The organism is Acetomicrobium mobile (assembly GCF_937920065.1).
This window is the reverse complement of the sequence record NZ_CALETC010000170.1, coordinates 14,683-38,747: the sequence shown is the minus strand read 5'-3', so window position 1 is coordinate 38,747 and position 24,065 is coordinate 14,683. Positions and strand designations below refer to the sequence as shown.

Sequence of the window (24,065 nt, the reverse complement as noted above, 5' to 3'; positions counted from 1 at the left end):
GGAAGCCAGTGAATCAAATCCTTTTGATAGTAAACACTAGAAAACCGGCAGCTTTAAAATTAGCTTACAAGCTAATAGGATGGAGCCAGAAAAAAGGTGTCAACTTCGTGGCACCTTCTCACGAGTCAGCCCTGCTTGGACTACCTGAATATGATTGGAGCTCGCCGTCTGACTCGGTCAAATTCGGGGTAGTTCTTGGAGGAGATGGGACGTTCTTAAGGGCTGCCCGCATGGTGATGGACTACAATATTCCTTTGTATGGCATCAACGCAGGTCGCCTTGGTTTTTTGGTGACCGGTGATCCCGAAAAGGCTGAGGAAGAAGTTGAAAGAATTTTATCTGGCGAATATAGAATCCAGAAACGCAGGGTGCTGAAGGGAAGCGTTACGCGTAAAGGCAATCTTGTTCATGTGTTGTACGCATTAAATGATCTGGTTGTTACTAAAGGCCCGTTGGCTCGACTGATAGAGGTGGAATCACGGGTAAATGACTACTTTTTGAGTCTGCTGCCAGCAGATGGCATTATAATATCAACACCTACTGGCTCGACAGCATACGCGCTGTCGGCAGGAGGACCAATTTTACCGCCTCACGTAGATGCAATGGTTATGGTTCCTATATGTCCACACACTTTATACGCGAGGACTTTGGTCCTAGGACCCGATGATATGATTTCCCTGATACCCAAAAGCGATCAAAAAGAGATATATCTCACTCAAGATGGCCAATTGGGCTACGAACTTATGGTCAAAGACAGGATCGATATATCGCTTGCTGAGGACAAAAACGTTTTAACCATAGAACTGCCCGAAGATAACTACTTCGACCTTCTGAGAGAAAAGCTGCAGTGGGGTAACATGCGCATTCGCCAAACCGAGGAGGAATAGTAAGTGCTAGAGGAACTTCACGTGAAAAATATAGGGGGTATAACCACTGCCTCCCTAAAACTTCAAGGCAACTTCACTGCCGTCACAGGTGAAAGCGGTGCAGGCAAGAGTAGCCTGGTTCGGGCATTGGAGTTACTAGCAGGCAAAAGAGCCCAAGTTAGCTACTTGCGTGTAGGCGAAGCGTTAGGCGAGGTGGAAGGAGCTTTTTTAGCGGATCACATTCCTTCTCTTCCCGAAGAACTTCAGCCACAAGAGGGAGTATGGGTCGTAAAACGCGTCGTTACATCAGAAGGTAGGAGCAAATCCTACATCCAAGGACATGTCGTCCCCTTAAATGTATTATCGAGAGCAATGACACATTTCATGCACGTACAAAGTCAGTTCTCCCAACTAGACTTACTTGATGAAAACAATCAACTGGACTTACTTGATAGTTATGGTGGCGTAAAGTTATTGCAAAAAAAGATGGCCTTGGCAGATATTTTTCACAAAGCCGTAGAAATGGAAAGAAAGATCCAGGACCTTTATCGAAAAAGAAAGAGGGTTGAAGAGCGTTACAATGGAGCAGTGGAGCTAATCCAGTTGCTAAAAGAATTGAATCCTTCTCTTTCCAGCGAATACGAGTGGGAAAATGAATTAAGGATTGTAAAAGAAGCAATAAGCAGAAGAGAAGAACTTGAAAGTATATTGATTGTCCTTGAGGGAGGAATGGCATCAAGCGGACTTGAAGGAGAACTGGAGAACATATCTTTGCAACTTAAGTCGGTATTAGATTCATCAAATGAAGACATTGAACGAACGAGTCAAAGCGTTTTAATGGCTTTGCAGCAGTTAATACGTCAGATTAGAGAACTTATTTCAAGTAAGACATCGCTTGAAGAGTTAAAAAGAAGACATGAAGAACTCGAATCCAAGCTTGGCGGCTTAAGGAAGTGCAAACGCATAGCCCGTGTTTCCACTATGGAAGAACTCGTCGAATACTATACCGCCGCAGAAAGGGAAATATCTTGGTTGTCAGAAAGCCTTGCAGAGATCGAGACCCTGAAAGAAAAATTAAACAAATTAAAAAAGGACGTGAGTCAACATGCTCTTGACTTACGATCTTTAAGAACTGAAATAGCCAAACAATTGGAGGAAACAGTCAATTCACACTTAAGGGACCTGGGCATGGAAAGTACAAGGCTCACTGTATATATCGAGGAAATGAAAAAGGTTCGCGCAAATGGAGCAGAAACCGTTAGTTTCATGATAGAGACAGATAATAATCTTCCTGCACCTATATCTAAAGTGGCTTCGGGCGGCGAGCTAAGTCGCATATTATTAGCGCTGCAGATGGCGCTTCCCGAAGAAGTCCTGCCAAAACTTCTGGTAGTAGACGAAGTAGAAGCAGGACTGGGCGGTAAAGCCGCCTTGCTCACCGGACTTAAACTCAAAGAGCTTTCAACCAAATGCCAAATCATCCTCATTACACATGAAGCCACTATAGCCTCCCTTGCGGATCAACATTTTCGCGTCACGAAGGAGGGCGAGGAATCGTACGTCAAGGAGCTAAACGACGAAGAAAGAGTACAGGAAATTGCACGCATGTTATCTGGAACGAGCGAGATAAGAGAGGCCATTGCCCATGCCATGCAGTTGTTAAATTTGCGCAAAAAAGATGATGAATAAGACTTTTGTTATTGACTTCAAGGGCCTTCTTGTTTAAAATGCATGAGTCCCAATCGAATATATCGAATATAAAGTGGCAATAACCGCTTGAGACGGGCTTTTTAAGGCAATTGCCGCCCGAAATGCTCAGCGAGAGGAGGCAAAAAACATTGACTTACGCTATTATAGAAACAGGAGGAAAGCAATACCGCGTCTCACCAGGGGACATATTGAAGATCGAAAAGATTGAGGGAAAACCAGGCGATGTAGTTGAACTTGACGGTGTGCTAATGATATCCGACGATCAAGGGGTAAAGGTTGGTAATCCCACAATCCCAGGAGCTCGCGTCGAAGCGTCCATCAAGGCACACGGCAAAGGTAAGAAGGTTACAGTATTTAAGTTCAAGAACAAAAGGAACTATCAAAGATTCAAGAGCCACCGTCAACCCTACTCAGAGATCGAAATCTTATCCGTGAAATATTAATGATTGAAATTAGCGTATTGATGGGCAAAAAGGGACCCCTATCCATTGAAGTCAAGGGTCACAGCGGATATGCACCTGAAGGCGAGGACATCGTTTGCGCAGCGGTATCGACGTTGATGTATGCTTTACTCTTAGGATTAAAGGAAGTAATAGGTATATGCGATATAACTTCTGAGATAAACGATGAGATTCCCAAGTTTTCGATCCTTTGGAATGAAAAAAACATGAGCGACGATAGGGCAAGGGCAGTCATAAATACCATACTTAAAAGCTTAAAGTACATCGCCGGGGCATACCCAAAGTATGTACACATTGTGGAGGTGAATAAAAGTTGAAATTCAATATACAGCTATTTGCTCACAAAAAAGGGCAAGGTAGCAGCCAAAACGGCCGCGATAGCGTCGGCAAGAGGCTCGGAGTAAAAAGGTTTGGCGGGCAAATCGTCAGCCCGGGGAGCATAATTATTCGCCAACGTGGTACTAAAGTACATCCAGGCCAAAATGTTGGGATGGGAAAGGACCATACACTTTTCGCACTCACAACGGGGCTAGTGAAGTTTGAGAATAAGAAAAATAGAAAGTACGTCAGTGTTATTCCTGTTGACTAATAATAGAGTAGTGGAGTGGCGAATGCTGGAATAGGGGCCTATTATATGTGGGGGTCCCTATTCTATTGCAGGTATACAGGTGATGCGAATTGAAGTTCATTGATAGAGCTGAAATAAATGTTCATGCAGGTCGTGGTGGCAACGGATGCATGAGCTTTAGGAGAGAAAAATATATCCCAAAAGGTGGCCCAGATGGCGGAAACGGAGGAAGAGGGGGAAACGTTTACATTAAAGCAACGGACAGGTTACAAACCCTAGAGGATTTTACTTATAAGACGCAGTTTAAGGCGCAATCAGGGGAAGAGGGGCGAAGAGCAAACCAATCCGGCAAGGATGGCGAAGATTTAATAATTGAGGTTCCTTGCGGAACGATAGTTTGGGATGCCGAAACCGGTGAGCCCTTGGGCGACTTGGTAGAACCAGGAGACACATTGCTCGTTGCCCTTGGAGGCAGAGGGGGCAGGGGCAATGCGACCTTTGCCACATCAACGAACCAAGCCCCTCGGTTTTCGGAAAAAGGAGAAACTGGGCAATCCAGGCACTTAATCTTAGAGCTTAAAATACTAGCCGACGTCGGGATTGTAGGTCTTCCTAATGTGGGAAAGTCAAGTCTATTGGCTTGTCTATCCAGCGCTAGGCCAAAGATAGGTAGTTACCCATTTACAACCCTAAACCCTAACCTGGGCGTCTTGCAATTGGGAGAAAAACGCATAACCTTGGCCGATATTCCTGGCCTAATAGACGGTGCCTCTGAAAATAAAGGCCTAGGTTTATTGTTTTTGAGACACATAGAACGAACAAAATTAATTCTGTACGTCATAGATTTATCTAGTAATTCAATTGAGGATTTAAACAAACAGTGGAACGTTTTGCAGAAAGAAATAATTAACTACAACCCGGAGATATTAAAAAAACCATCCATGTTGATTGCTAATAAAACCGACTTAGTTAATGATTCTTCTTTTCTTGAGCAAGTAGCTCAATGGGCGAAGAAAATCGAGCAAGAAGTCTGTTTTACTAGCGCCATCACAAGACAAGGAATTGACAAACTTTCTTCTTTACTTTTGCAAAACCTTTCGAATTTAGACTCGGTAGGCAGGCAAAGGCTTTATCCTCTTAAACACGCAGTGAGAGGACGTATTTTACGACCTTCAGAAATTGAAATCGAACCTCTCGGCGAGGGTAAATTTAGGGTAGTTAATCAATACCTTGAGGAGATGGCTAGTAGATACGACTTTAGCCAAGATGAAGCGATTATACGTTTTAGCAAAATCATAGCTCGATTAGGAGTTGAAGAATCACTGGCCAAGATGGGTGCTAAAGACGGCGACACGGTTTATATAGGGGAATTGGAGTTCGAGTATAAACCAGACATCGAATAAAAAAGAGGGGGTGCCGCCTTGCCTCAAATACGCTCAAATTTTATGAGTAGGACAAAAGTAGGAATCATGGGGGGGACCTTTGATCCCATTCACTTCGGCCATTTGGTGGTTGCAGAGGAGGCATACACCTCCTTAAACCTCTCAGAGGTGATCTTCGTACCTACTGGAAATCCTCCCCATAAAAAATTTAAGATGGTAACTCCGGCAGAGGATCGCTATATTATGACCTGTATGGCCATAGTTGATAATCCTCATTTTAAAATTTCTAAAATCGAAATAGAACGTGAAGGCACATCACACACCATCGATACGTTGCGAGAAATGAGACATTGGTATTTGCCCAAAGAAGTCGAGTTCTTTTTCATAACTGGTATAGATGCAGTGTTGCAAATGACCTCATGGAAAGAACCCTCTGAAATAGCAAAAATAGCTCACATTGTGGCCGCCTCTAGGCCGGGTTATAACATCTCGCAACTAGAGTCTTTACCCGAGGATATCAGAGAAGCTGTCATACCGCTTGAAATTCCTTTGTTAGCCATCTCGAGCACAGAAATAAGACGACGCATCGCTGCTGGCCAGAGCATCAGATACTTTTTGCCTTGGACCGTCGAACACTATATTTACAAGAAAAACCTTTATTCTCTAGAGGGAAGGTGACCCCCTTTGACTAAATCACGAATTGCTCTCTTGGTATTAGCCTTAGTCATTGCAACTATCGGAGGAGCTTACGTACGTCTTCACAGCTACTTCGCGCCCAACCTAGAATCAATCAAAGGAACAGTGCGCCACGATGAACGAACTGGCAAGATAAATATATGTATTATCGGAAAGGATGATACCGAAAATTCACAACGCCCTGATACAATTCTTTTTACAGTATTGGATATCGACAATAAAAGCGTTCAAGTGTTATCTATTCCAAGAGATACAAGAGTTCAAATTCCGGGTCACGGCTGGAACAAAATAAACCACGCCTATCCCTATGGAGGTATAAATTTGCTCAGCAGGACCCTCATAAATTACCTTGGAATGCCCATTCATTACCATATCGAGCTTGATTACAGTACGTTTCCTAAGATAGTGGACATGCTAGGCGGAGTAGACATTTATGTCGAAAAAAGGCTCCAGTATGCAGACAGGGCCGCCGGACTTTATATCGATATTCCCAAAGGGTTACAACACATGGATGGAGAAACGGCATTGAAGTTCGTCAGATTTCGACATGACGCTTTAGGAGATATAGGAAGGATCAAAAGGCAACAACAGTTTATGAATGCCTTGCTTCAAAAAATATTCGATCAAGCTATAAGCGCTAAAATGCCCCTCTTGCTCAAGGAACTTCTGCAAACCGTTCAAACGGACTTGCCAGTGGAGGAGGCGCTAAAATTAGCGATGTATTTCAAAGACGTATCGTCTGATAACATAAGGTTTTTTACCCTGCCGGGTAAGCCCGCGGTTTTATCGGGAGTTAGCTATTGGCTGGGAGACGTGAACAGGGCTTTGGCAATACTTTCCACACCTCCCAGCGAATCTGAACCCACAGAAACAGTGAATGCTCAAACGAATGGAGTAGTGTCATCAGGGCAATCCAGAGAAACTGCCGAAGCTCCAACAATCGACAGAATGACAATAGCCCAAAGCATAACAAGCAGAGTTGCCATTCTTAACGGTGATGGAACTCCCAAATTGGCGACGCAACTAGCTGACTTATTACAACGTTATGGTATAGACATAGCCTACAAAAGCAATGCAAGACATTTCGACTATCATTACACCTCTATCTTGCATCCTCGAAACTTGGACAATGAAGCTAAAATGCTTGGCAAACTCCTGGGGATTCCAAATAATCTAATAAAGCCGAGCGATGGATCATCCTACCTTACGATCATTATAGGACATGATTACAAATCCATTTTTGCTCGATTAGAAAGCCAGATGCAAGGCGTTCAATGACCACCAAGACAATGACAATCGAAATAACCAATCCAATAAGCTATAATATATACAATATATGTGTGAACACACGATCATAATTTAAATTTAAAAAAAGGAGAGGTGATTTGGCATCCGCAAGTACAAAGAAGATTTAATAAAACAGTATGAGTGGATACCCAAGGCTCTAGCTTCAAAAAAGGCAGAAAACATCATATCAATAGACGTAAGCGATGTTTCTGGATTCACCGATGTATTTTTCATAACCAGCAGCAATTCCGATACCCACATGAAGGCGCTTTTGGATATCGTCACCGAAGCCTTAGAGGCTCATCACGTACAATACGTCGTCGAGGGCAAGAATAGTAGTTTGTGGTGTCTGATAGACTGTGGCGACGTAATAATACATATATTTAGCTCTGAGGGCAGACAGTTTTATGATTTGGAGCGCATCTGGGGAGATGCACCTCAAGTACAGTTCGACGAAGAAGGAGAGCTTGTTCTAGCAGTTAATGTTTAAACATAACATATGTTAAGTGTTAAGCAATAATAAAGGCGAAAGATCGCGGCTTCACATGTTGGCCTTTCGCCTTTATCCTTTATTTTGTTTTCATTTTTCATCTTGTTTTCATATGTCCTATAATGTATCTTATGTTACACTAAGGCCCAAACTCCCACATCTTTATCATGTATATTAATATATTAATATACGGCAGTACATCATGATGCCACAAATACTATAATAATACGTCGATTGTATTTTTCACAATTCCAAGAAAACTTTCCACGTCCAATGAGGCACCACCGATTAGAGCTCCGTCAACGTCCGCTTGAGACATCAAGCCCTTAGTGTTGTCAGGTTTCACGCTACCGCCATAAAGTATGCGAACATTTTGGGCTGCCGTAAAACCGAATTTATCGCCAATAAACTTCCTTATAAAGAGGCACATCCTTTGAGCATCTTCATCGCTGGCTTTACGGCCCGTTCCAATGGCCCATACTGGCTCGTAAGCTATAATCACATTACCCTCTTGATTTAAAGGCCCTGTAAGGCCTCTAAATGCCTCTTCTAGCTGTTCTTCGACAACAGATTCAGTTATACCCCCGTCTCTTTCTTCAAGCGTCTCCCCCACACATAAAATGGGCTTAAGCCCTATGCTGAGAGCTTTTTTCATCTTCTTGCCTATCATTTCATTTGTTTCGCGAAATATGTGACGTCTTTCACTATGTCCAAGGATAACATATTTGCAGCCTACTTCTTTGAGCATCTCTCCCGATACTTCTCCTGTAAAGGCACCGTTATCCTCCCAGTGCATGTTTTGGGCACCTAATGACATGGGAATGCCGGAGATAAAAATGCCCTTTTTAGCACGCTCAAGACTTACAAAGGGTGGAAAAACACCAATTTCAACTATCCTAGCCTTCACGGCTTTTGACAGGGATTCGTTATCATGTATCGTTGAGGCCAAATCTTTAACAAAATTTTCGGCCTCCAATGGGCCCTTATTCATTTTCCAGTTGCCAGCCAACAAAGGAACGCGATTCACCATGTAACCCTCCCTTATTAAACTATTAAACATTAAACCTTTTTAAATTAGTTTTAAATTAGAGTTTAAATTAGAGCGGAGCACTTTTGTCCTGCGCTCCGCTCTACTCTCCTCAGAGTGATAACACAGCTTTAATATGCTAATCTAACAATGGCTCTATGCCCGGGAGCATTTTCCCTTCCATGAACTCCAAACTTGCGCCACCGCCAGTTGACACGTGAGTCATTTGATCAGAAAGACCAAACATATTCACCGCCGCAGCTGTATCACCTCCGCCGACGACGGCATATCCGCCCTTTTTTGCAACATCGGCCACGGCAATTGCCATCTTCTCCGTTCCAGACCTAAAAGGTTCAAGCTCAAAGACGCCCATTGGGCCATTCCAGAATATTGTCTTTGCTTCTTTTATGACCTCGCAAAAGGCTTTTATCGTCTTAGGCCCGATGTCCAACCCCATCATGTCATCGGGAATCGATGTTTCGGTGTCAATCAAAATGGTTGATACATCGGCTTTCGCCTCCGGAGCTACCACGCAGTCAAGAGGCAAATGAATTTTAACCCCTTTATCCTGAGAGAGCGAGATCAGTTCGTTAGCGTATTCGATCTTGTCTTCTTCGCATAAGGATTTGCCTATGCCATGACCTTTTGCTTTAAGGAACGTATAGGCCATACCGCCACCGATTAGGATGTGGTCTACTTTGGGCAAAAGATTCTCAATCACACCAATTTTATCAGACACCTTAGCACCACCCAAAATTAGCACGTAAGGATGCGTTGGATTATCTCTCACAACGCTTAAAGATTCTATTTCTTTCTTGATTAGAAAGCCAGCGAAGGATTTTAGATAATCTGCAACACCGCGCGTTGAAGCGTGAGCTCTATGAGCGGCACTGAAGGCATCCATGACGAAGACTTCGAAGGGCTTTGCAAGTTTTTCTGCAAAGGAAGGGTCGTTTTTAGTCTCTTCCTTATAGAATCGAACATTTTCCAGCACCAAGATCTCATCTTGAAGTTGTAACGCGACGGCTTCTTCGACTGCTTCGCCAATGCAATCAGGAACAAAATTCACCTTCCAGCCGGTTAGGCTACTTAAGTACTCTGCCACGGGCTTGAGTGAAAACTCAGGATCCCTTCCCTCCTTTGGACGTCCCAGATGGGAAATGAGCGTAATAAAAGACCCGTTTTCCTTTAAGAACCTCAGGGTTTCAAGGTGTGCCTTGATCCGTGTATCGTCCATAACCATGCCATCTTTGATGGGCACGTTAAAATCAACCCTGACCAGCACCTTTTTTCGTGTTACATCTTTTGCTTCGGGGATCCTTAAGGCCATGAAAAATCACCTCGCTAGATTAACTGGATTACATCGTTTTTGCGATATGATTCGCGAGGTCCACCAACCTGCAGGAGTATCCCCATTCGTTGTCATACCACGCAAAGACCTTAGCCATGGTATCTATGGCCATGGTTTCATTGGGCATAAATATGGCAGAACGCGGATCTCCGATAAAATCTGAAGAGACAAGAGGCCCAGGCTCATAACCAAGTATGCCTTTTAGCTCACCTTCAGCATATTTTTTCATAGTTGCGTTAATTTCCTCTGCTGTGGCGGGTCTCTTTAGCTCAACGACCAAATCCACTATAGATACGTCAGGAGTCGGCACCCGCAAAGCTATGCCATTAAGCAAGCCCTTTAACTCTGGGATTACTTTACCAATTGCTTTAGCCGCACCGGTAGACGTTGGAATTATCGAAAGGGCTGCCGCCCTCCCGCGTGCAGGATCCTTCCTGTGGGAGCGATCCAAAGTGACCTGATCGTTGGTATAAGCGTGCGCCGTGGTCATAAGGCCACGTACAATCCCAAACTCTTTGTGCAGCACTTTAACTACAGGGGCTAGGCAGTTGGTAGTGCATGAAGCAGCAGAAATTATAACGTGCTCTGATGGGTTGTACGTCTCCTCGTTCACGCCCATCACTATGTTGACATCTTCGTTAGAAGCAGGAGCCGTTATTATCACCTTTTCGGCTCCAGCGTTTATGTGGGCCTTTGCCTCCTTGCCATCGGTAAAACGACCTGTAGACTCGATGACTATATCAACCCCCCAATCCTTCCAAGGAAGCTTGGAGGGGTCCGTCTCCGTGGATACTTTTATTTTGTGGCCATCGACTATCATCATGTTGTCCCCTTCAACTTCAACCTTGCCGGGATAACGACGATGTACGGAATCATATTCAAACAGATAGGCTAATATATCAATTGGCGATCTGCTGTTGATGGCAACCACGTCACACAACTTCTGAGTGTCATATTGAAACATCGCTCGCAAGAACAAACGACCAATCCTTCCAAAACCGTTTATGGCAACTTTTTTAGTCATACCACACTACACCTCCCGCAATGATTAAGAAAGTTACTAAGGCTCAATTGACTCTGACTCACTTACTATTTTAGCAATGATTTTTGCTCGTCACAAATCCCATTTTTTATCTTACGATTTGGCTTGTAAAATATTTGTTCCGCCATCAAAGAGGCTATTGATCATGTTTTCCAATTTATTCCATCGATACTCAACAGTGCTTTTGCTCACAGGCTTAGGCAGCAGCTGACCTATCTCGCGAAGCGTAGCGCTGGGATAGTTAAGCCGTGTAAATACGAGATCCTTAAAGTGAACCGGCAGGTCATCAATTAGGCCCGTCTTCACTAGCAATTTGCTAATATGCAGCTGTTTCTCCGCAGCTTGAAGGCTTTTTTTAATGTTTGACGTATCACAGTTAACTTGCATGTTCACCCTGCTTTTTACAGACCTTATTATGCCTTTCTCCTCTATCATGAGCGAAGTCTTCATAAGGTCCATTCCAGCTAAAATTGTAACTATAGCTTCATGGTTTCTGACTTGAATCTCGTAGTTTCCAGATCGATGCCTATAGTTGTTTTTTATTCCCCTGGAATTCAAGAAGCCTGTTATATTATCGCATAATTGCTTATTTTTAACCCTAAAGGTCAAGTGATATCCATTCTTCGGCCAAAATATTGATCCACAACTACCAAATACACCGCGCAACCAAGCCCAGGAAGTCCTTGAAGAACGGGAAATATCCTCGTAAAGCTCGAAGGGCAAAATTAACTTGACGCGTCCTTTTTTGCTCTTTGGCACTCTCATGTAAGATGAAAAATTCACATCGGACCATCGCGTATACTTCCATATGGCATAAAGTCTCCTGAAAACCCACAACCTTAGGGAAGAAAGCACTACATGATCCATCTTTCTTGCTACGAAAATCCCCTCGATAATACCTGAACATTCCGCATCGTTCTCTTTTTTATCAGGCGATATACTATTTACCCACTCATCCCAGAGAACTGAATCGATTCTTTCCATATCTCCCTTTCCCTCGCACTTCTTGCTATTCTAATCAGGCATTCTGCCAATTTAACTGAATTATGCCTAACAGCACCTTCTTCGCTAATTTCATATAATTTATCTTCTATCAAATCTATCCCGATCTTTTTAAACCTCTCCTTTTCCTCCGGCGTCACTAAAAGAGGCATAGAACCTGCGGCAGTATATTTTGAAGATATTTCTTCGGGCAAAGACATGGCATTGACAACTACAAAATCAGGAAACCCTCTAAGGACCTTGGCAATCCACCTTACATGATCCAATACGGTAAACCCTTCCGTCTCCAGTGGTTGCGTCATGAGGTTACAAACGTAAACCACAGGGGCAGGCGAAGTCACTATAGCATTGGCGACCTTTTCCACTAGAAGGTTGGGTATGACGCTTGTGAAAAGACTGCCAGGTCCCAGTACTATTAAATCGGCATTACTGATGGCATTTAACACCTCTGGTAGAGGTTTTACTCCCTTTGGCTCTAGCCATATTTCTTCCAAGCTTGAACCGTAATTAGTGATGTTTAATTCTCCTTCTACTCTAACGCCGTTTTTGGTCCTCCCAACCAAACATATGCTTTCGGTAGTAACTGGGAGAACTTGACCTCTTATGGCGAGCATATAGTTTAATTCCTCGATGCCCTTTCTAAAATCTCCTGCTATTTCCGTCGCGGCAAGCAATAACAAATTCCCGAGGCTGTGACCGGCCAATTCGCCACGATCGAAACGAAAGTTCAGCAAGCGATTTAAAGAACTATCATCTTCGGCCAGCGCTAAAAGGCAGTTTCTAATATCCCCCGGGGGAAGCATTCCCCACTCCTGACGCAAACGACCGGAACTACCACCCTCATCCGTCACAGTCACCACAGCCGTAATATTTCTAGTAAAGCACTTCAATCCCTTTAATAAAGTGGATAAACCTGTACCACCACCTAGGGCTACAATATAGGGCCCTAAAGAAAGCCTCTGGCGAGATGCGCTAAAATATACGTCCTTATACCTTTCCTTGATTTTATCCCCTGTTTTGCTGTCACGCTGTATGTTAGATGTTCTTCGAGAAAATAAGTAAGCCACAGCCCCTCCCAAAAATATACCTGCAAAAAAACTAACCAGCGACGACATCGCCAATCTTCTCCTTGTCTTTCCCAATATCACGGTGTCTCACTATACATTTTTCTCCATCTGCACTTAACTGTCTTGCAAGCCATTCAGCATAAGCCACTGAACGATGTCTCCCACCGGTACATCCTATTGTAATGTGAACCTGTGGCTTTCCAGTCTTCCTGTAAAGTGGAAGTATCAGCTTTATTAGCCTTAACGATTCGTCGTAGAATACGACCGTTTCTCTAAAACTCAACAAGTATTCTTGAACTTCAGGTTCCACACCAGTAAGATCTCGAAGCTGTGGGCAATAAAAAGGATTTTCCAAAAACCTCACATCCAAGACGTAATCACTATCGGAAGGAATACCATATTTATAACCAAAGGAAGTAATGATCACGGATGGTTCAACGTCTATCACTCCAATTGATCTTAAAATTGCTTCTTTAAGTTCTTGAATGCTCAAATGACTGGTGTTTACGACCACATCCGCCAGCTCTCTGACAGGGGCTACCATCGTTCGTTCTTTTAAGATCATTTCGCTTAACGGAAGGTCGACACCTAAAGGGTGCCTTCTTCTCGTAGTTTCATAACGTCTGATTAAGATTTCATCGCTAGCGTCTAAAAAAATTACCTTGACCAGGGATAATTTATTTTTTAATGCCTTTATTACGCCTTCAAAATCACCCAGCAAGGTTCCCCCTCTGACATCCATGACAACGGCAATACCCATGTTGACGGCTGCCTCGTGCGAACCTAACATGTCTATAATTTGGGGCAATATAGCAGGTGGGATATTATCGATGGTGTAAAAACCGATGTCCTCCAATACTTTTAGCGCAGTCGACTTCCCGCCACCCGACATTCCAGTAATTATGATGCATTTGGATATATGCCTATTTTTATGGTCAAGATAATCTACTCCGCAACTAATTTCTGCTTGTCTCTCGTAATTATCCCCTTCAATGACGAACATGTCTGCCTGTGAGCACCTCCACAGCATGTCTTAAAGCGGGAGATACGGCACTAAAACACTCTCTCGCTCCCCTCTCACTTCCAGGAAGGGCAAGTATAAGCGTCTTTTCCCTCGTTACAGCTAAACCTCTGCTCAAAATCGACATGGGGTTTTTAACGGCCGTCGACCAGCGCATACATTCGCCTATTCCGTATACAATTTTATCTGACAAAGGCATTATTGCCTCGGGGGTAACATCTCTCCGTGAGATTCCCGTTCCTCCTGTCACCAAAACCAAATCGAGCGACTTTTCGTCACTCCATTTGCGTATTATATTTTGTATCTCATCTACGGAGTCAGGAACAATCTCGTATTCCTTACAGACCGCACCGATAGAAAGAGCTAATTCCTCCAGGGATGGGCCCGAGGTATCTACCAATTCCCCCCTGCTAGCTCTGTCACTTACAGTAAGGATCCCCAAAGAAATGGGAAACCATTCTTCGTATTCCGCAGAAAGATTCAAAAAACCGCCCTTAAAAACTTCTACCTCATCCTCATCAAGAAATTTAACTATCACTTCTCCATTTGAAAAGGAGATCAAATTTCCCTTGTCGCTAACCCCATGTGATAAGACCAAGATTAAAGAAGGCTCGCACAAAGAAAACAAAGGCATGGGTGAAGTTGCAAACAACCTCCTAGCCATCCCATCGACCATGTTTTCACCCAAACTGCCTTTACGAAGAGAAACCGCCGTGAGATCTCTTTCACCGTCATAAATTCTTATAAGCCTTTTCTTAGTCGCTTTCAGCACGTTTTGCATCCTCCGAAAGATAGTGTCCGCTTTTGCCTCCACTTTTTTCAATCAAATGGACATCATTAAAATACATCCCTTTGTCAATGCCCTTGCACATGTCATATATCGTCAGAAGAGCAACAGTCACAGCCGTTAAGGCTTCCATCTCGACACCCGTAACTTCTTTTGCCAACACCTTGGAAGTTACTTTTATGCCTCGGCGCTTTTCGTCCAATTCACATTTTACCTCAACGAGGTCTAGCTTTATATTATGACACAAAGGGATCATTTCCCATGTCCTTTTTGCAGCCATTATACCAGCTAACTCGGCAACTTTAAGAACGTCTCCTTTAGGAACACTTCCTTCGCAAATCGTATCATAAACTTTGTCGGGCAAAATAATCCAACCACAGGCTATAGCTTTTCTGTCCGTTGGGCTTTTAAATCCCACATTCACCATTTTTGGATGGCCATGTTCATCGAGATGCGTTAAAGATCCCATAAAATTATCCCCCTATTTGAGACATGTGCCTATTGCCACGAACCAACTTTTTCCAATTTGCTGGCTTTTCCCAAGAAGCAAGCAGTATCCTCCGTTTAACTTCCTCCAAATCACCCGCCCTCAAGGGTGAAAGCAAATCGATCCCTTTAGTAGCAAATAAGCAATTCCTGAGCTCTCCTGTTGCGGTAATTCGAAGTCTATTACATGTCTCGCAAAAGTGATGCGAAACGGCTGATATTACTCCAATCCTTTGGCCTGTCTCTAGGTTAACATAATACTTTGCAGGCCCATCGGTGTCTGACGGCCTTTTGCCAACCTCTTCCCATTCTCCGGAAGAAAAAAGAAGTTCTTTGATAGACGAAGCGGGAATGAAGGAATCTTGCGTCCACAAACTTTGATCTACGGGCATGAACTCTATAAATCTCAATACAGCACCCGTTTTCCTCGCAAAATTCGCCAAGGCCTTAATCTCATCTTCGTTAAATCCCTTTATCAAAACCGTGTTAATTTTTAATGGCAAATTTAACTTACTCCATTCAGTAATCCCGTTGATGACGTCGTTTAAGTTCCCCATCCTCGTCATATATTTAAATTTTTCGGCATTGAGCGTATCGAGACTGACGTTTAGGTTAATTTTAAGATCTTTTATTTCATCTATAAACTTAGAAAGCAATGACGCATTTGTCGTAATGGCAAGCACGAGCTCAGGAAAGGACAGGCGAAGCGTACGCAAAAATTTCGAAATGTCCTTCCTAACAAAAGGCTCTCCCCCCGTTAACCTCACTTTTTTGATGCCCAACTCGGTTAATATTCTTATAAGCGAATGTATATCCTCATACCTCATGATCATTTCATGAGGTATCCATTCCACGCCTTCGGGGGGCATGCAATATTGACAACGAAAGTTGCACCTGTCAGTAACAGAAATACGCACATATGTTAATTTTCGCCCCAATTTGTCGACTAGTTTCAAGGCCAACGATATCCCCCCATTGTGTTAATTCTTTCTTTAAACTCGGGATCAGAAAGGGCATCTAGCAAAGCAACTACCCCCGGATGATCTAATTCATCTTCGGGAATAATGAGCTCGTAAGGTTCTTCTGTAACGGGAATGAAATCTAAATCTAAGGCATCTGCTGCAAATTTTATCCCCAAGGCAACGTCAGCTAAACCCCACGCTACCCTACAAGAGGCATCGAGGTGCGTCACCATCTGATCCTCGTATCCCTTTATCAATGAGGCTTCAATGCCATGTTCTTTAAGCATGGAATCCAGCAATACTCGAGTTCCAGCACCAGGTTGCCGATTGACTATGCGAATATCACTACGTGCTAAGTCCTCAATGGAGTTTATGTCCTTCGGATTTCCTTTCTTTACGATAAATCCCTGTTGTCTATAAAATAGCAAATAACGTTTCCATTTATCGCTAATCGGCTTAAAACTTGCTATGTAGCTATCATTATATAGGCCACTTTCAGGATCCAAAAGGTGTGCGGCCGAGAGGTGGGCTTCGCCCCTAGCAAGGGCCGCTAACCCGCCTAAGCTACCAACGGGACGTATGACCAGATCAGAACCCCGCCTCCTTACCAAAGAAACAAGTCTTGCTACCGCAGGATCATCAGAACCCTGAAACAATGCCCTATTCTCCCACAAGACATCTTTTATTAGCCTGACTTCTACTTCTTTGCCCTTCGGGCATTCATAAGCCTCTGGAGGCATGAGAGCAAATCCATCTGCTTCAGCTGTGGCTCTCATGGAACTTGAGCCTCCTGAAATCGGCCAGACGTACTTTTTTGATCCCAACAGGACTGCCTTTATTCTAAGCCATTCACTTATTCCCTGTGGTGATGTATGAGATATTAACAAAGAGGCCTTGAGTCTTTCTTTTACATCCATGGCTTCATCCAAAAATTTATCTTCGTTAAAGCTGCCCTTCGTCAGCAGTTCTATTAGAGGGTATACCACGCTCCATGCAACGACCATTGTAGACATTGGAAAACCTGGCATGCCAATGACAGGTTTATCCCGAACCACACCAAGCATCGCAGGTCTCCCGGGCCTCATTAAAATCCAATGAAAGAGCAATCTTCCCTCTTGTTCTATTACATCAGCTGTAAAATCCCGCTTTCCCTTGGCGGACCCGGCCCCAATTAACACCAAATCGTATTCATCAACGGCCCGAAGCAGGGCTTTACTCAAAAGCTGTGGGTTATCTTCCACATGTTGATCTACAAAGAAGGGTACGCCCCATTTTTTAAAAATACACTCAAGCATGATTGAATTGCTCTCCATTACCTTGCCAGGAGGCAATAAGCCGAGGTCATTAGCGCTCTCCCTAGGAATGATCTCGTCACCTGTAGGTATGAAGACAACTTTTGGTTTGGCTAACACAGGCAACTCGTGCATTCCAATCGCATAAAACAAAGCCGTTAGGTTGGGGTCAACCTCATCCCCGAAATGGGCCACGATTTGTCCCTTGATAACGTCCTCCCCGATGGGTCTGAGGTTTGCCCCGGGTAATTCAGATTCATAAACGTATAATTTTCCTTCTTTAATTGAGGTATCCTCCACCATGACGACGGCATCAAACTGAGGAGGAACAAAGGATCCTGTATTGACCCACTGAAATTGTCCTTCATCTAAGATTGCCGGAGTGGCTGCAGTCGCCATGGAAGTAGATATTGACAAAACCGCATAACCATCAACCGCAGATGCCGGATAGTGAGGCACATTAATCGGAGAAAGGATATCTTCAGCCAACGACGCACCAAGTGCCTGCTGTAGAGGAACATGGACCACAGAAAACTTTCCGCCCCATTTGCTCTGTAACAACTTCCAAACCTCGTATAACGATAAATGTTCTTTTACCATAAAATTACCTCTATCTCCTCTCCTGCTCTCAATGTCTCTTTATTCACAGGCAACATACCCAATCCGATGGTCCCATTTAGCGCAGAAATATACCCTGATTTAGAGTTCACGGGAATAACCCCACCCGGCTTAGAAGCGACAGGCACATATTCTTCTACGCCACTTCTACCTATAACATCATCTAGGCACTTCATCTTCGCGGGCACGAAGTTTCTTTCATATAAATTTATTCCGCCGATCATCATGTTCAATAAAGGCAACAAAACTACCCTTGCCACAACGGTGCAAGACAAGGGATGCCCCGGCAAAGAAACGACCAGTTTAGCAGGCTCTCCTTTAATGCCTCCGATTAAAGTTGGCTTGCCGGGTCTCATGTTTATACCCTTAATGATCAGTCCCGGGTCGCCTAAATTCTTTATCACTTCGGAGCAGTAATCCCTGGTCGATACGGAGGATCCTCCGCTTAATATGACGACGTCGTTTTTTCGCAAAGCATCTTGAACGGCTGATGTTAGAACTTGCAGGTCATCGCGCACTATTCCCAAAAACTGAGCGTCGTAACCATAAAACTTGAGCAGTAACCGCAACGTAGTGCTATTGACATCCCTAACACATCCGGGAGGAACGCAATCTGTTCCTGCTTCTACTATCTCATCTCCCGTACTTAAAATGCCGATCTTTAAATCTACCACCTTAACCTCTCTTACTCCCAAGCCAACAGCGGCTGGGATGTTTTTAAAATCGAGCAAATCACCTGCTCTTGCAATGATATCTCCACTTTTTATCTCTTCGCCTTGGATAATTACGTTCTCGCCCGGCATTACACCCTTTCTTACCTCGATCCATGGACCGATTTCCTCAGTGTCTTCAACCATCACAACGGCATCGCTGCCAAGAGGCAAAATCCCACCCGTGAGGATCTGCATAGCAGCTTCCTTTGGCAAAGATTCTCGGATCACTTTGCCCATGGGAATAATGCCACATTTTCTCAAAAAGACAGGGGAGGAGATCGAGGCTCCCTTCACATCAACGCTTCTTACTGCGTATCCGTCACGTAAACTCCGGGAAAAGGGCGGATATGACTCCGGTGCTTCAACATCTTCTGCTAATCGCATTCCATAAGAACTTTCAACAGCAACTGAAGTGCACCTCAAAACTGCAGGAAAAGACATGCTATCGCACACGAGTTGAAGCGCCTTAAACCTTCCTAAAAGCTCTTCCGTTACGCCAGCCATAAAAACACCTCTTCAAATCAATACTTCACTACCAACGTAGGAAGATCCATATCCTTTAGCTTTTTTTCTAACTCCTTCGCATCTGACGTTTCATTACCGGCGTAAACTTGCACCCTATAATAAAGCTTACCGTTTACAGTCGCCTCAATTATACGCACCCTGTTTGCATACCCTGCGCTTTCAAGCTTCTTTTTAACCTCATCTGCTCTCCATTTTTCAGTAAAAGAGCCAACCTGGACTCCCCAACCGCCTTCTGAGGGTTGAGATACCTTCACAGAAGGCTGTGGCGCCTGGGCCCCCGCAACTTCACCTTTGGTGACTTTTTCAGCCGACCTCGCAGGACTTTCAGTAGAAGGTACAGCTATCACATTTCTAGAATCTAGGGAAGGCTCTTCTATGGGAACGGAAGGCGCAGCAACCGTGGGTGTCTTAGCGCTTTCGCCACTCACGCTAGGAGCAGGTTGTGCCACGATATCGGGTGCCCCTGCCTGATTGGAGATCGTTTTAACGGGTGCAAAGAAAAACATCTTAACCCCCAGATACAACAAGCCTATAGCGACCAAACCTACTAGGGGAATCATTATTTGGCCAAAGGAAAAGATTGGCTTTTTATCGTTTTGCCTTTCTCTTTTCATCATTAATTATCACCTCTTATAGTCTTGACACAACATAATATGCTCGCCGAAATCGAAATAAAGAAAATGTTTTATCAAAAACCAAGCATGAAAATTTGTTCCCGAACAACCTCTTTAGAGAATGCCAAACAAGAAAGATCATCTTTGTCGCCGTCATCAATCATGTCTAATAAAACCTCGGCCTCTTGTAAACCATACCACGATAACGTGTATTCTTTTAAAGATCCCCTCAAATCCACAGATCGCATTTTAATGACTTTACCGTATCCCTTTAAAGATCCACGTAATATGTTTAATTTGCGTCGGCCCTCAGATATCCCTACGAAGGGCTCATTTGAAAATGGAGTGCCTGGCTTTGGCACAAAAATACTTATAGAAATAACCGGCTTTAATTTTAACAGCTCCCACACCTGTTTCGACAATTCAGCTATGGATCTCACGTCGTCATCGTTTTCACCAGGAAGACCTATCATGAAATACATCTTCACTGATCGTATTCCAAAATCTTTCGCTATGGCGAGTTTTTTTATGATAGTTTCATTAGTGAAGTGTTTTTTTAATGATCCTCTCAAAGAATCACTGCCTGTTTCGGGAGCAATCGTTATGCTTTTTTTACCTCCAACTGCCATGGTTTTCAGCATTTTTTCGCTTAAAGCATCAATACGAAGCGAGGCAAAACTTACCCTCCTTCCACAGTCATTAATGGCATCCAAAAGACGATCTAAATCTGGATGATCCCCTGCTTCCGGCGTGACTAAGCCAACATTGAAGTTATTGTATGTCTTAAATTTATATAACAGAGAAATTAACTCATCAACGGGCCGAAATCTAGCTTTCCCGAAATTACTTGGCACGACACAATAGGGACATCGCCTAAAACAACCTCGCTGTAACTCCAAAAGCAACGTTCTCCCAAAGGCAGCCTTGGGAGTCATCCACACGCTATGACCCAATGATGCAGAGAGATTTTCCAGATTCCCCCTTTTTCTACCAAGGTTCGCTTTTTTTGAAATGACAAGTTCATTATGAAGTGGAGGCACGTATACATGCTTCGAAGCCGATAAATCCTCCCACAACTTTCTTCTATTCCCATGCTTCATATAGGAACGAAGGCAGGCTATCAGGTGATCTACAACTACCTCTCCGTCTCCTAAACAGACAAAATCGACCATAGATGAAAAAAGGAGGGGATTTATGTAGCTAACAGCTCCCCCCACGCCGACCACTGGGCCATTAATTAGAGCCCTCCTGTGCCAATGAAGCAACACTTTGCTATTATGCAACATCTTTAGCAAAGCGACATAATCAGGCTCGTAAGACACCGATGCCGTAACTATAGGAAATTCCGATAAGAAACGTCCCTCTTCGAGCGATTTACATTCAGTATCAACAAATATCCTCTCTACGCCTACGCCTCTGCTTTTCAACGCTGCATAAATGTAATGATAGCCCAAATTCGCCATGCCCACTCCGTAAGTGTTTGGATATAATAACGCCCACGGAGGATCTCCCCCTTTGGGCAAGTTCAAGAGGATCGTTTCATCTGGCATGATTTGCGACACTTGTTACTCCTTCTTTTTCCTCCTCACTACAGTTGGAAGATCGAAGGTGTCAACTTGAACACCGCTAATCCTAAACAGGTCTTCTTCAGGCACCTTGATCTCGGCTTCTTCCAAGTCTATGCGCGATCTTCGCTTTCCCGAAAGAGCTTTATCGCGACCTAACTTTCCAGGAATCGAAGAAAAACCGGAGGCTATTACGGTAACCTGAAGTTTGTCGTCCATCTCGGGATCCAAAACATGCCCCCATATGATGATTGCATCCTCAGCAGCTGCTTCTGTAATAACCTGAGCCACCTCTTTGATTTCGTGAATGCCAACATTATTGCCGCCAGTGACGTTAAACAAAATCCCCTTCGCGCCTTGCATAGGAGTTTCCATCAACGGGCTGTTAATGGCGGCCTTTGCGGCGACAATAGCCCGATCTTCGCCTGTAGCTTCGCCTATGCCCATTATCGCAGATCCGGCATTACTCATTACAGCCCGAACATCGGCAAAATCTACATTGATTAAACCCGGTCGTAAAATAAGATCGGTCACGCCCTGAACTGCCTGCCGCAAAACCTCATCAGCCAGCTTGAAAGAATCCAGCAAGGGCACTTTTTTGTCAGATATTTCAAGCAGCTTATCGTTTGGGATCACGATGAGGGCATCAACCTTTCCTTGTAAATTTTTAATTCCTTCTAACGCTTGATCGATCCTCCTTCTACCCTCAAATATAAAAGGCTTTGTCACGACGGCGACAACGAGAGCGCCAACTTCTTTGGCAACCTCAGCTATGACAGGAGATGCTCCCGTACCAGTACCTCCTCCCATGCCAGCCGTAAGGAAAACCATATCGGCTCCCTGCAAAACCTCTTTAATGATATCGATCGACTCTTTCGCAGCTTTAAAACCAATTTCAGGATCCGAACCTGCACCTAACCCCCTGGTTAACTGCTCTCCAAGGATTATCTTGACGTCAGCCAGATTCTGATTTAAGTGAGCAATATCTGTATTTGCAGCGATAAATTCGACACCCTTAAGACCATTGGATATGATGTGATTTAGCGCATTATTTCCACCACCTCCAACGCCAACGACTTTGATGATCTCTTTGTATTTGCGATCATCCGAGTTATCAATTTCAAATATCCTTTCCTTGTCCCTGTCAGCCATCTCGCAACTCCCCCAAAAATTCACTTAAAAAAGTTCCTTAAAGGTTCTCTTTATAGCATTTAAAACCGACTTGAAAAAGTCTATCGCACGTAAACCATGGACATCCTCTCCGTAAGATCTGCCCCTTTTAGATGAGATTGTCGATGTGAGGGTTATAGATGGCCCGATAAACTTGAAGGGGCATTTCTCTATTATATTCATATATTTAATAATTCCAGCTAGGGATGCATATTCGGACCCGTTCCTCCCGGGGGGCATTTTAGCACTGTCCAATGGATTGGCCACTCTAACGGGCATATTTAAAACTTCGGAAACCATTTCAGCAATGCCTTTCATTTTCGCTACGCCACCAGTTAAAACAATGCCGCTTGGGAGAAGTATTGAGCCTACATCGCGAAGTTCTTTTTTAATGAAATCATCAAATAATTCCTCTAAGCGATTGTATGCCACCTCGTGCACTTGCCCTGCACTGCAAAATCCTCGCTTGCCCTGCACCATGAACTCCAGCTCTTCGTCGTAGGCATCAAAATCTTCACCTAGGGAAACGTATCTTTTTAATTCCTCAGCCACCTCTATTGGCACCTTCAAAACCCTCGCGATATCGTTAGTAATGTGATCTCCCCCAATTTGTATGACGGTAAGCCTTTTGAGCGCTCCATCGACGTAGATGGAGATTCCTGTTGTGCCACCGCCAATGTCTATGACAGCTACACCCGATGATATCTCCCCCGGGGATAAGACGCCTAAGGCGCTTGCTAGCGGTTTTATAACAAGCCCCGCTACGCTCACCCCGGCTCGTTCAGCACAATTAACCACATTTTGAACAGTCGCGGTAGGTGACATGATGGATTGGACCTCAACCTCCAAGCGCACGCCCGTCATACCCAAAGGATCGTCTATTCCTCTTTGCCCATCGATAGAATAGGTCACTGGTATAGTGTGTACAGTGCAATAATTATTGGGCATACTTATCTCAGACAAAGAAGCCTCTATAACCCTTTGAATATCTATTTCGGTAACCTGTCTTGGAGTGCTGCCCAAGGAAACCATGCCTTTTGAGGTAATACTAGTTGTGAGAGCTCCACTAAAACAAACAAATGCTCTATCGGCACGTATGCCTGTCATACTTTCGGCATCTTCTAAGGCATAAGAAACGGATCGGACAACTTGTTCAAAGTTAACGATTAAGCCTTTACGCAATCCGGCGGAGGGAACGGATCCAACCCCAATAATTTGCGCTTCTCCAGTATATCGATCCCTCTCTGCCACAATTACCGAGGTTTTTGTCGTGCCTATATCAAGTCCCGCAATTAAATCTATCTTCTCATACATTTAAATGCCTCCATCCCTCGATATTAACCCAACGAAGATGTTCAATAAG

General features: G+C 44.0%; 24 protein-coding genes. 9 read left to right on the top strand and 15 right to left on the bottom strand.

Features of this window, described 5'->3' with window-relative positions:
* The first annotated feature begins 8 nt into the window (after positions 1–8).
* From Q7P41_RS06450 to rsfS, 9 genes are all read left to right on the top strand, one after another.
* Positions 9–887 carry an NAD(+)/NADH kinase gene (locus Q7P41_RS06450; protein ID WP_303882979.1) on the top strand — a complete coding sequence of 293 codons (879 nt, stop codon included), beginning with the start codon at positions 9–11 and terminating at the stop codon, positions 885–887.
* Positions 888–890: 3 nt separating this feature from the next.
* On the top strand, positions 891–2,555 hold the full coding sequence (locus tag Q7P41_RS06445; protein ID WP_303882978.1) for an AAA family ATPase: 1,665 nt from the start codon (positions 891–893) through the stop codon (positions 2,553–2,555).
* Between the two features lie 149 nt (positions 2,556–2,704).
* Positions 2,705–3,019 carry a 50S ribosomal protein L21 gene (gene rplU / locus Q7P41_RS06440; protein ID WP_310849897.1) on the top strand — a complete coding sequence of 105 codons (315 nt, stop codon included), beginning with the start codon at positions 2,705–2,707 and terminating at the stop codon, positions 3,017–3,019.
* The gene (locus Q7P41_RS06435; protein ID WP_303882977.1) at positions 3,019–3,354 is read left to right on the top strand and encodes a ribosomal-processing cysteine protease Prp; all 336 of its coding nucleotides are present in this window, start codon (positions 3,019–3,021) and stop codon (positions 3,352–3,354) included. The genes rplU and Q7P41_RS06435 overlap by 1 nt, the downstream gene beginning before the upstream one ends.
* A complete protein-coding gene (gene rpmA, locus Q7P41_RS06430) occupies positions 3,351–3,626 on the top strand; it encodes a 50S ribosomal protein L27 (protein WP_303882976.1) in 276 nt (91 codons plus the stop codon). Before Q7P41_RS06435 ends, rpmA begins: the two co-directional genes overlap by 4 nt.
* 89 nt (positions 3,627–3,715) lie before the next feature.
* Positions 3,716–5,008, top strand: coding sequence for a GTPase ObgE (gene obgE / locus Q7P41_RS06425; RefSeq protein WP_303882975.1), 1,293 nt, complete (start codon positions 3,716–3,718; stop codon positions 5,006–5,008).
* A gap of 18 nt (positions 5,009–5,026) precedes the next feature.
* Positions 5,027–5,665, top strand: coding sequence for a nicotinate-nucleotide adenylyltransferase (gene nadD / locus Q7P41_RS06420; protein ID WP_303882974.1), 639 nt, complete (start codon positions 5,027–5,029; stop codon positions 5,663–5,665).
* Positions 5,666–5,671: 6 nt separating this feature from the next.
* Entirely contained in the window at positions 5,672–6,961 is a 1,290-nt protein-coding gene (locus Q7P41_RS06415; RefSeq protein WP_303882973.1) for an LCP family protein, read from the top strand.
* A 112-nt stretch (positions 6,962–7,073) separates the two neighbouring features.
* Positions 7,074–7,460 carry a ribosome silencing factor gene (gene rsfS / locus Q7P41_RS06410; protein ID WP_369693145.1) on the top strand — a complete coding sequence of 129 codons (387 nt, stop codon included), beginning with the start codon at positions 7,074–7,076 and terminating at the stop codon, positions 7,458–7,460.
* A 217-nt stretch (positions 7,461–7,677) separates the two neighbouring features.
* On the opposite strand, the gene tpiA is transcribed toward rsfS, so the two are convergent.
* The 15 genes from tpiA to ftsA form a co-directional block, all read right to left on the bottom strand.
* The gene (gene tpiA / locus Q7P41_RS06405; protein ID WP_303882972.1) at positions 7,678–8,490 is read right to left on the bottom strand and encodes a triose-phosphate isomerase; all 813 of its coding nucleotides are present in this window, start codon (positions 8,488–8,490) and stop codon (positions 7,678–7,680) included.
* A gap of 136 nt (positions 8,491–8,626) precedes the next feature.
* The gene (pgk, locus tag Q7P41_RS06400) at positions 8,627–9,817 is read right to left on the bottom strand and encodes a phosphoglycerate kinase (RefSeq protein ID WP_303882970.1); all 1,191 of its coding nucleotides are present in this window, start codon (positions 9,815–9,817) and stop codon (positions 8,627–8,629) included.
* A 28-nt stretch (positions 9,818–9,845) separates the two neighbouring features.
* On the bottom strand, positions 9,846–10,862 hold the full coding sequence (gene gap, locus Q7P41_RS06395; RefSeq protein WP_303882968.1) for a type I glyceraldehyde-3-phosphate dehydrogenase: 1,017 nt from the start codon (positions 10,860–10,862) through the stop codon (positions 9,846–9,848).
* 111 nt (positions 10,863–10,973) lie between these two features.
* Positions 10,974–11,864 (bottom strand): DNA-binding protein WhiA, encoded by an 891-nt coding sequence (gene whiA / locus Q7P41_RS06390; RefSeq protein ID WP_303882967.1) that lies wholly within the window; start codon positions 11,862–11,864, stop codon positions 10,974–10,976.
* Positions 11,825–12,997 carry a gluconeogenesis factor YvcK family protein gene (gene yvcK, locus Q7P41_RS06385; RefSeq protein ID WP_303882966.1) on the bottom strand — a complete coding sequence of 391 codons (1,173 nt, stop codon included), beginning with the start codon at positions 12,995–12,997 and terminating at the stop codon, positions 11,825–11,827. The genes whiA and yvcK overlap by 40 nt, the downstream gene beginning before the upstream one ends.
* A complete protein-coding gene (rapZ, locus tag Q7P41_RS06380) occupies positions 12,981–13,952 on the bottom strand; it encodes an RNase adapter RapZ (RefSeq protein ID WP_303882965.1) in 972 nt (323 codons plus the stop codon). The genes yvcK and rapZ overlap by 17 nt, the downstream gene beginning before the upstream one ends.
* On the bottom strand, positions 13,939–14,742 hold the full coding sequence (locus tag Q7P41_RS06375; RefSeq protein WP_303882964.1) for a molybdenum cofactor biosynthesis protein B: 804 nt from the start codon (positions 14,740–14,742) through the stop codon (positions 13,939–13,941). Before Q7P41_RS06375 ends, rapZ begins: the two co-directional genes overlap by 14 nt.
* Positions 14,726–15,226: a cyclic pyranopterin monophosphate synthase MoaC gene (gene moaC / locus Q7P41_RS06370; protein WP_303882962.1), complete on the bottom strand. Its 501-nt coding sequence runs from the start codon at positions 15,224–15,226 to the stop codon at positions 14,726–14,728. Before moaC ends, Q7P41_RS06375 begins: the two co-directional genes overlap by 17 nt.
* Before the next feature lie 4 nt (positions 15,227–15,230).
* Entirely contained in the window at positions 15,231–16,205 is a 975-nt protein-coding gene (gene moaA / locus Q7P41_RS06365; protein ID WP_303882961.1) for a GTP 3',8-cyclase MoaA, read from the bottom strand.
* Positions 16,196–18,097, bottom strand: coding sequence for a substrate-binding domain-containing protein (locus Q7P41_RS06360; RefSeq protein WP_303882960.1), 1,902 nt, complete (start codon positions 18,095–18,097; stop codon positions 16,196–16,198). Before Q7P41_RS06360 ends, moaA begins: the two co-directional genes overlap by 10 nt.
* Complete coding sequence (locus Q7P41_RS06355; protein WP_303882958.1) at positions 18,091–19,332, bottom strand: molybdopterin molybdotransferase MoeA; 1,242 nt, start codon at positions 19,330–19,332, stop codon at positions 18,091–18,093. The genes Q7P41_RS06360 and Q7P41_RS06355 overlap by 7 nt, the downstream gene beginning before the upstream one ends.
* A gap of 17 nt (positions 19,333–19,349) precedes the next feature.
* Positions 19,350–19,970: an SPOR domain-containing protein gene (locus Q7P41_RS06350; protein ID WP_303882957.1), complete on the bottom strand. Its 621-nt coding sequence runs from the start codon at positions 19,968–19,970 to the stop codon at positions 19,350–19,352.
* Positions 19,971–20,041: 71 nt separating this feature from the next.
* Entirely contained in the window at positions 20,042–21,529 is a 1,488-nt protein-coding gene (locus tag Q7P41_RS06345; protein WP_303882955.1) for a radical SAM protein, read from the bottom strand.
* Between the two features lie 3 nt (positions 21,530–21,532).
* Positions 21,533–22,684: a cell division protein FtsZ gene (ftsZ, locus tag Q7P41_RS06340; RefSeq protein WP_303882954.1), complete on the bottom strand. Its 1,152-nt coding sequence runs from the start codon at positions 22,682–22,684 to the stop codon at positions 21,533–21,535.
* Between the two features lie 24 nt (positions 22,685–22,708).
* Positions 22,709–24,016, bottom strand: a complete 1,308-nt coding sequence (gene ftsA, locus Q7P41_RS06335; RefSeq protein ID WP_303882953.1) for a cell division protein FtsA — start codon at positions 24,014–24,016, stop codon at positions 22,709–22,711.
* Positions 24,017–24,065: the final 49 nt, after the last annotated feature.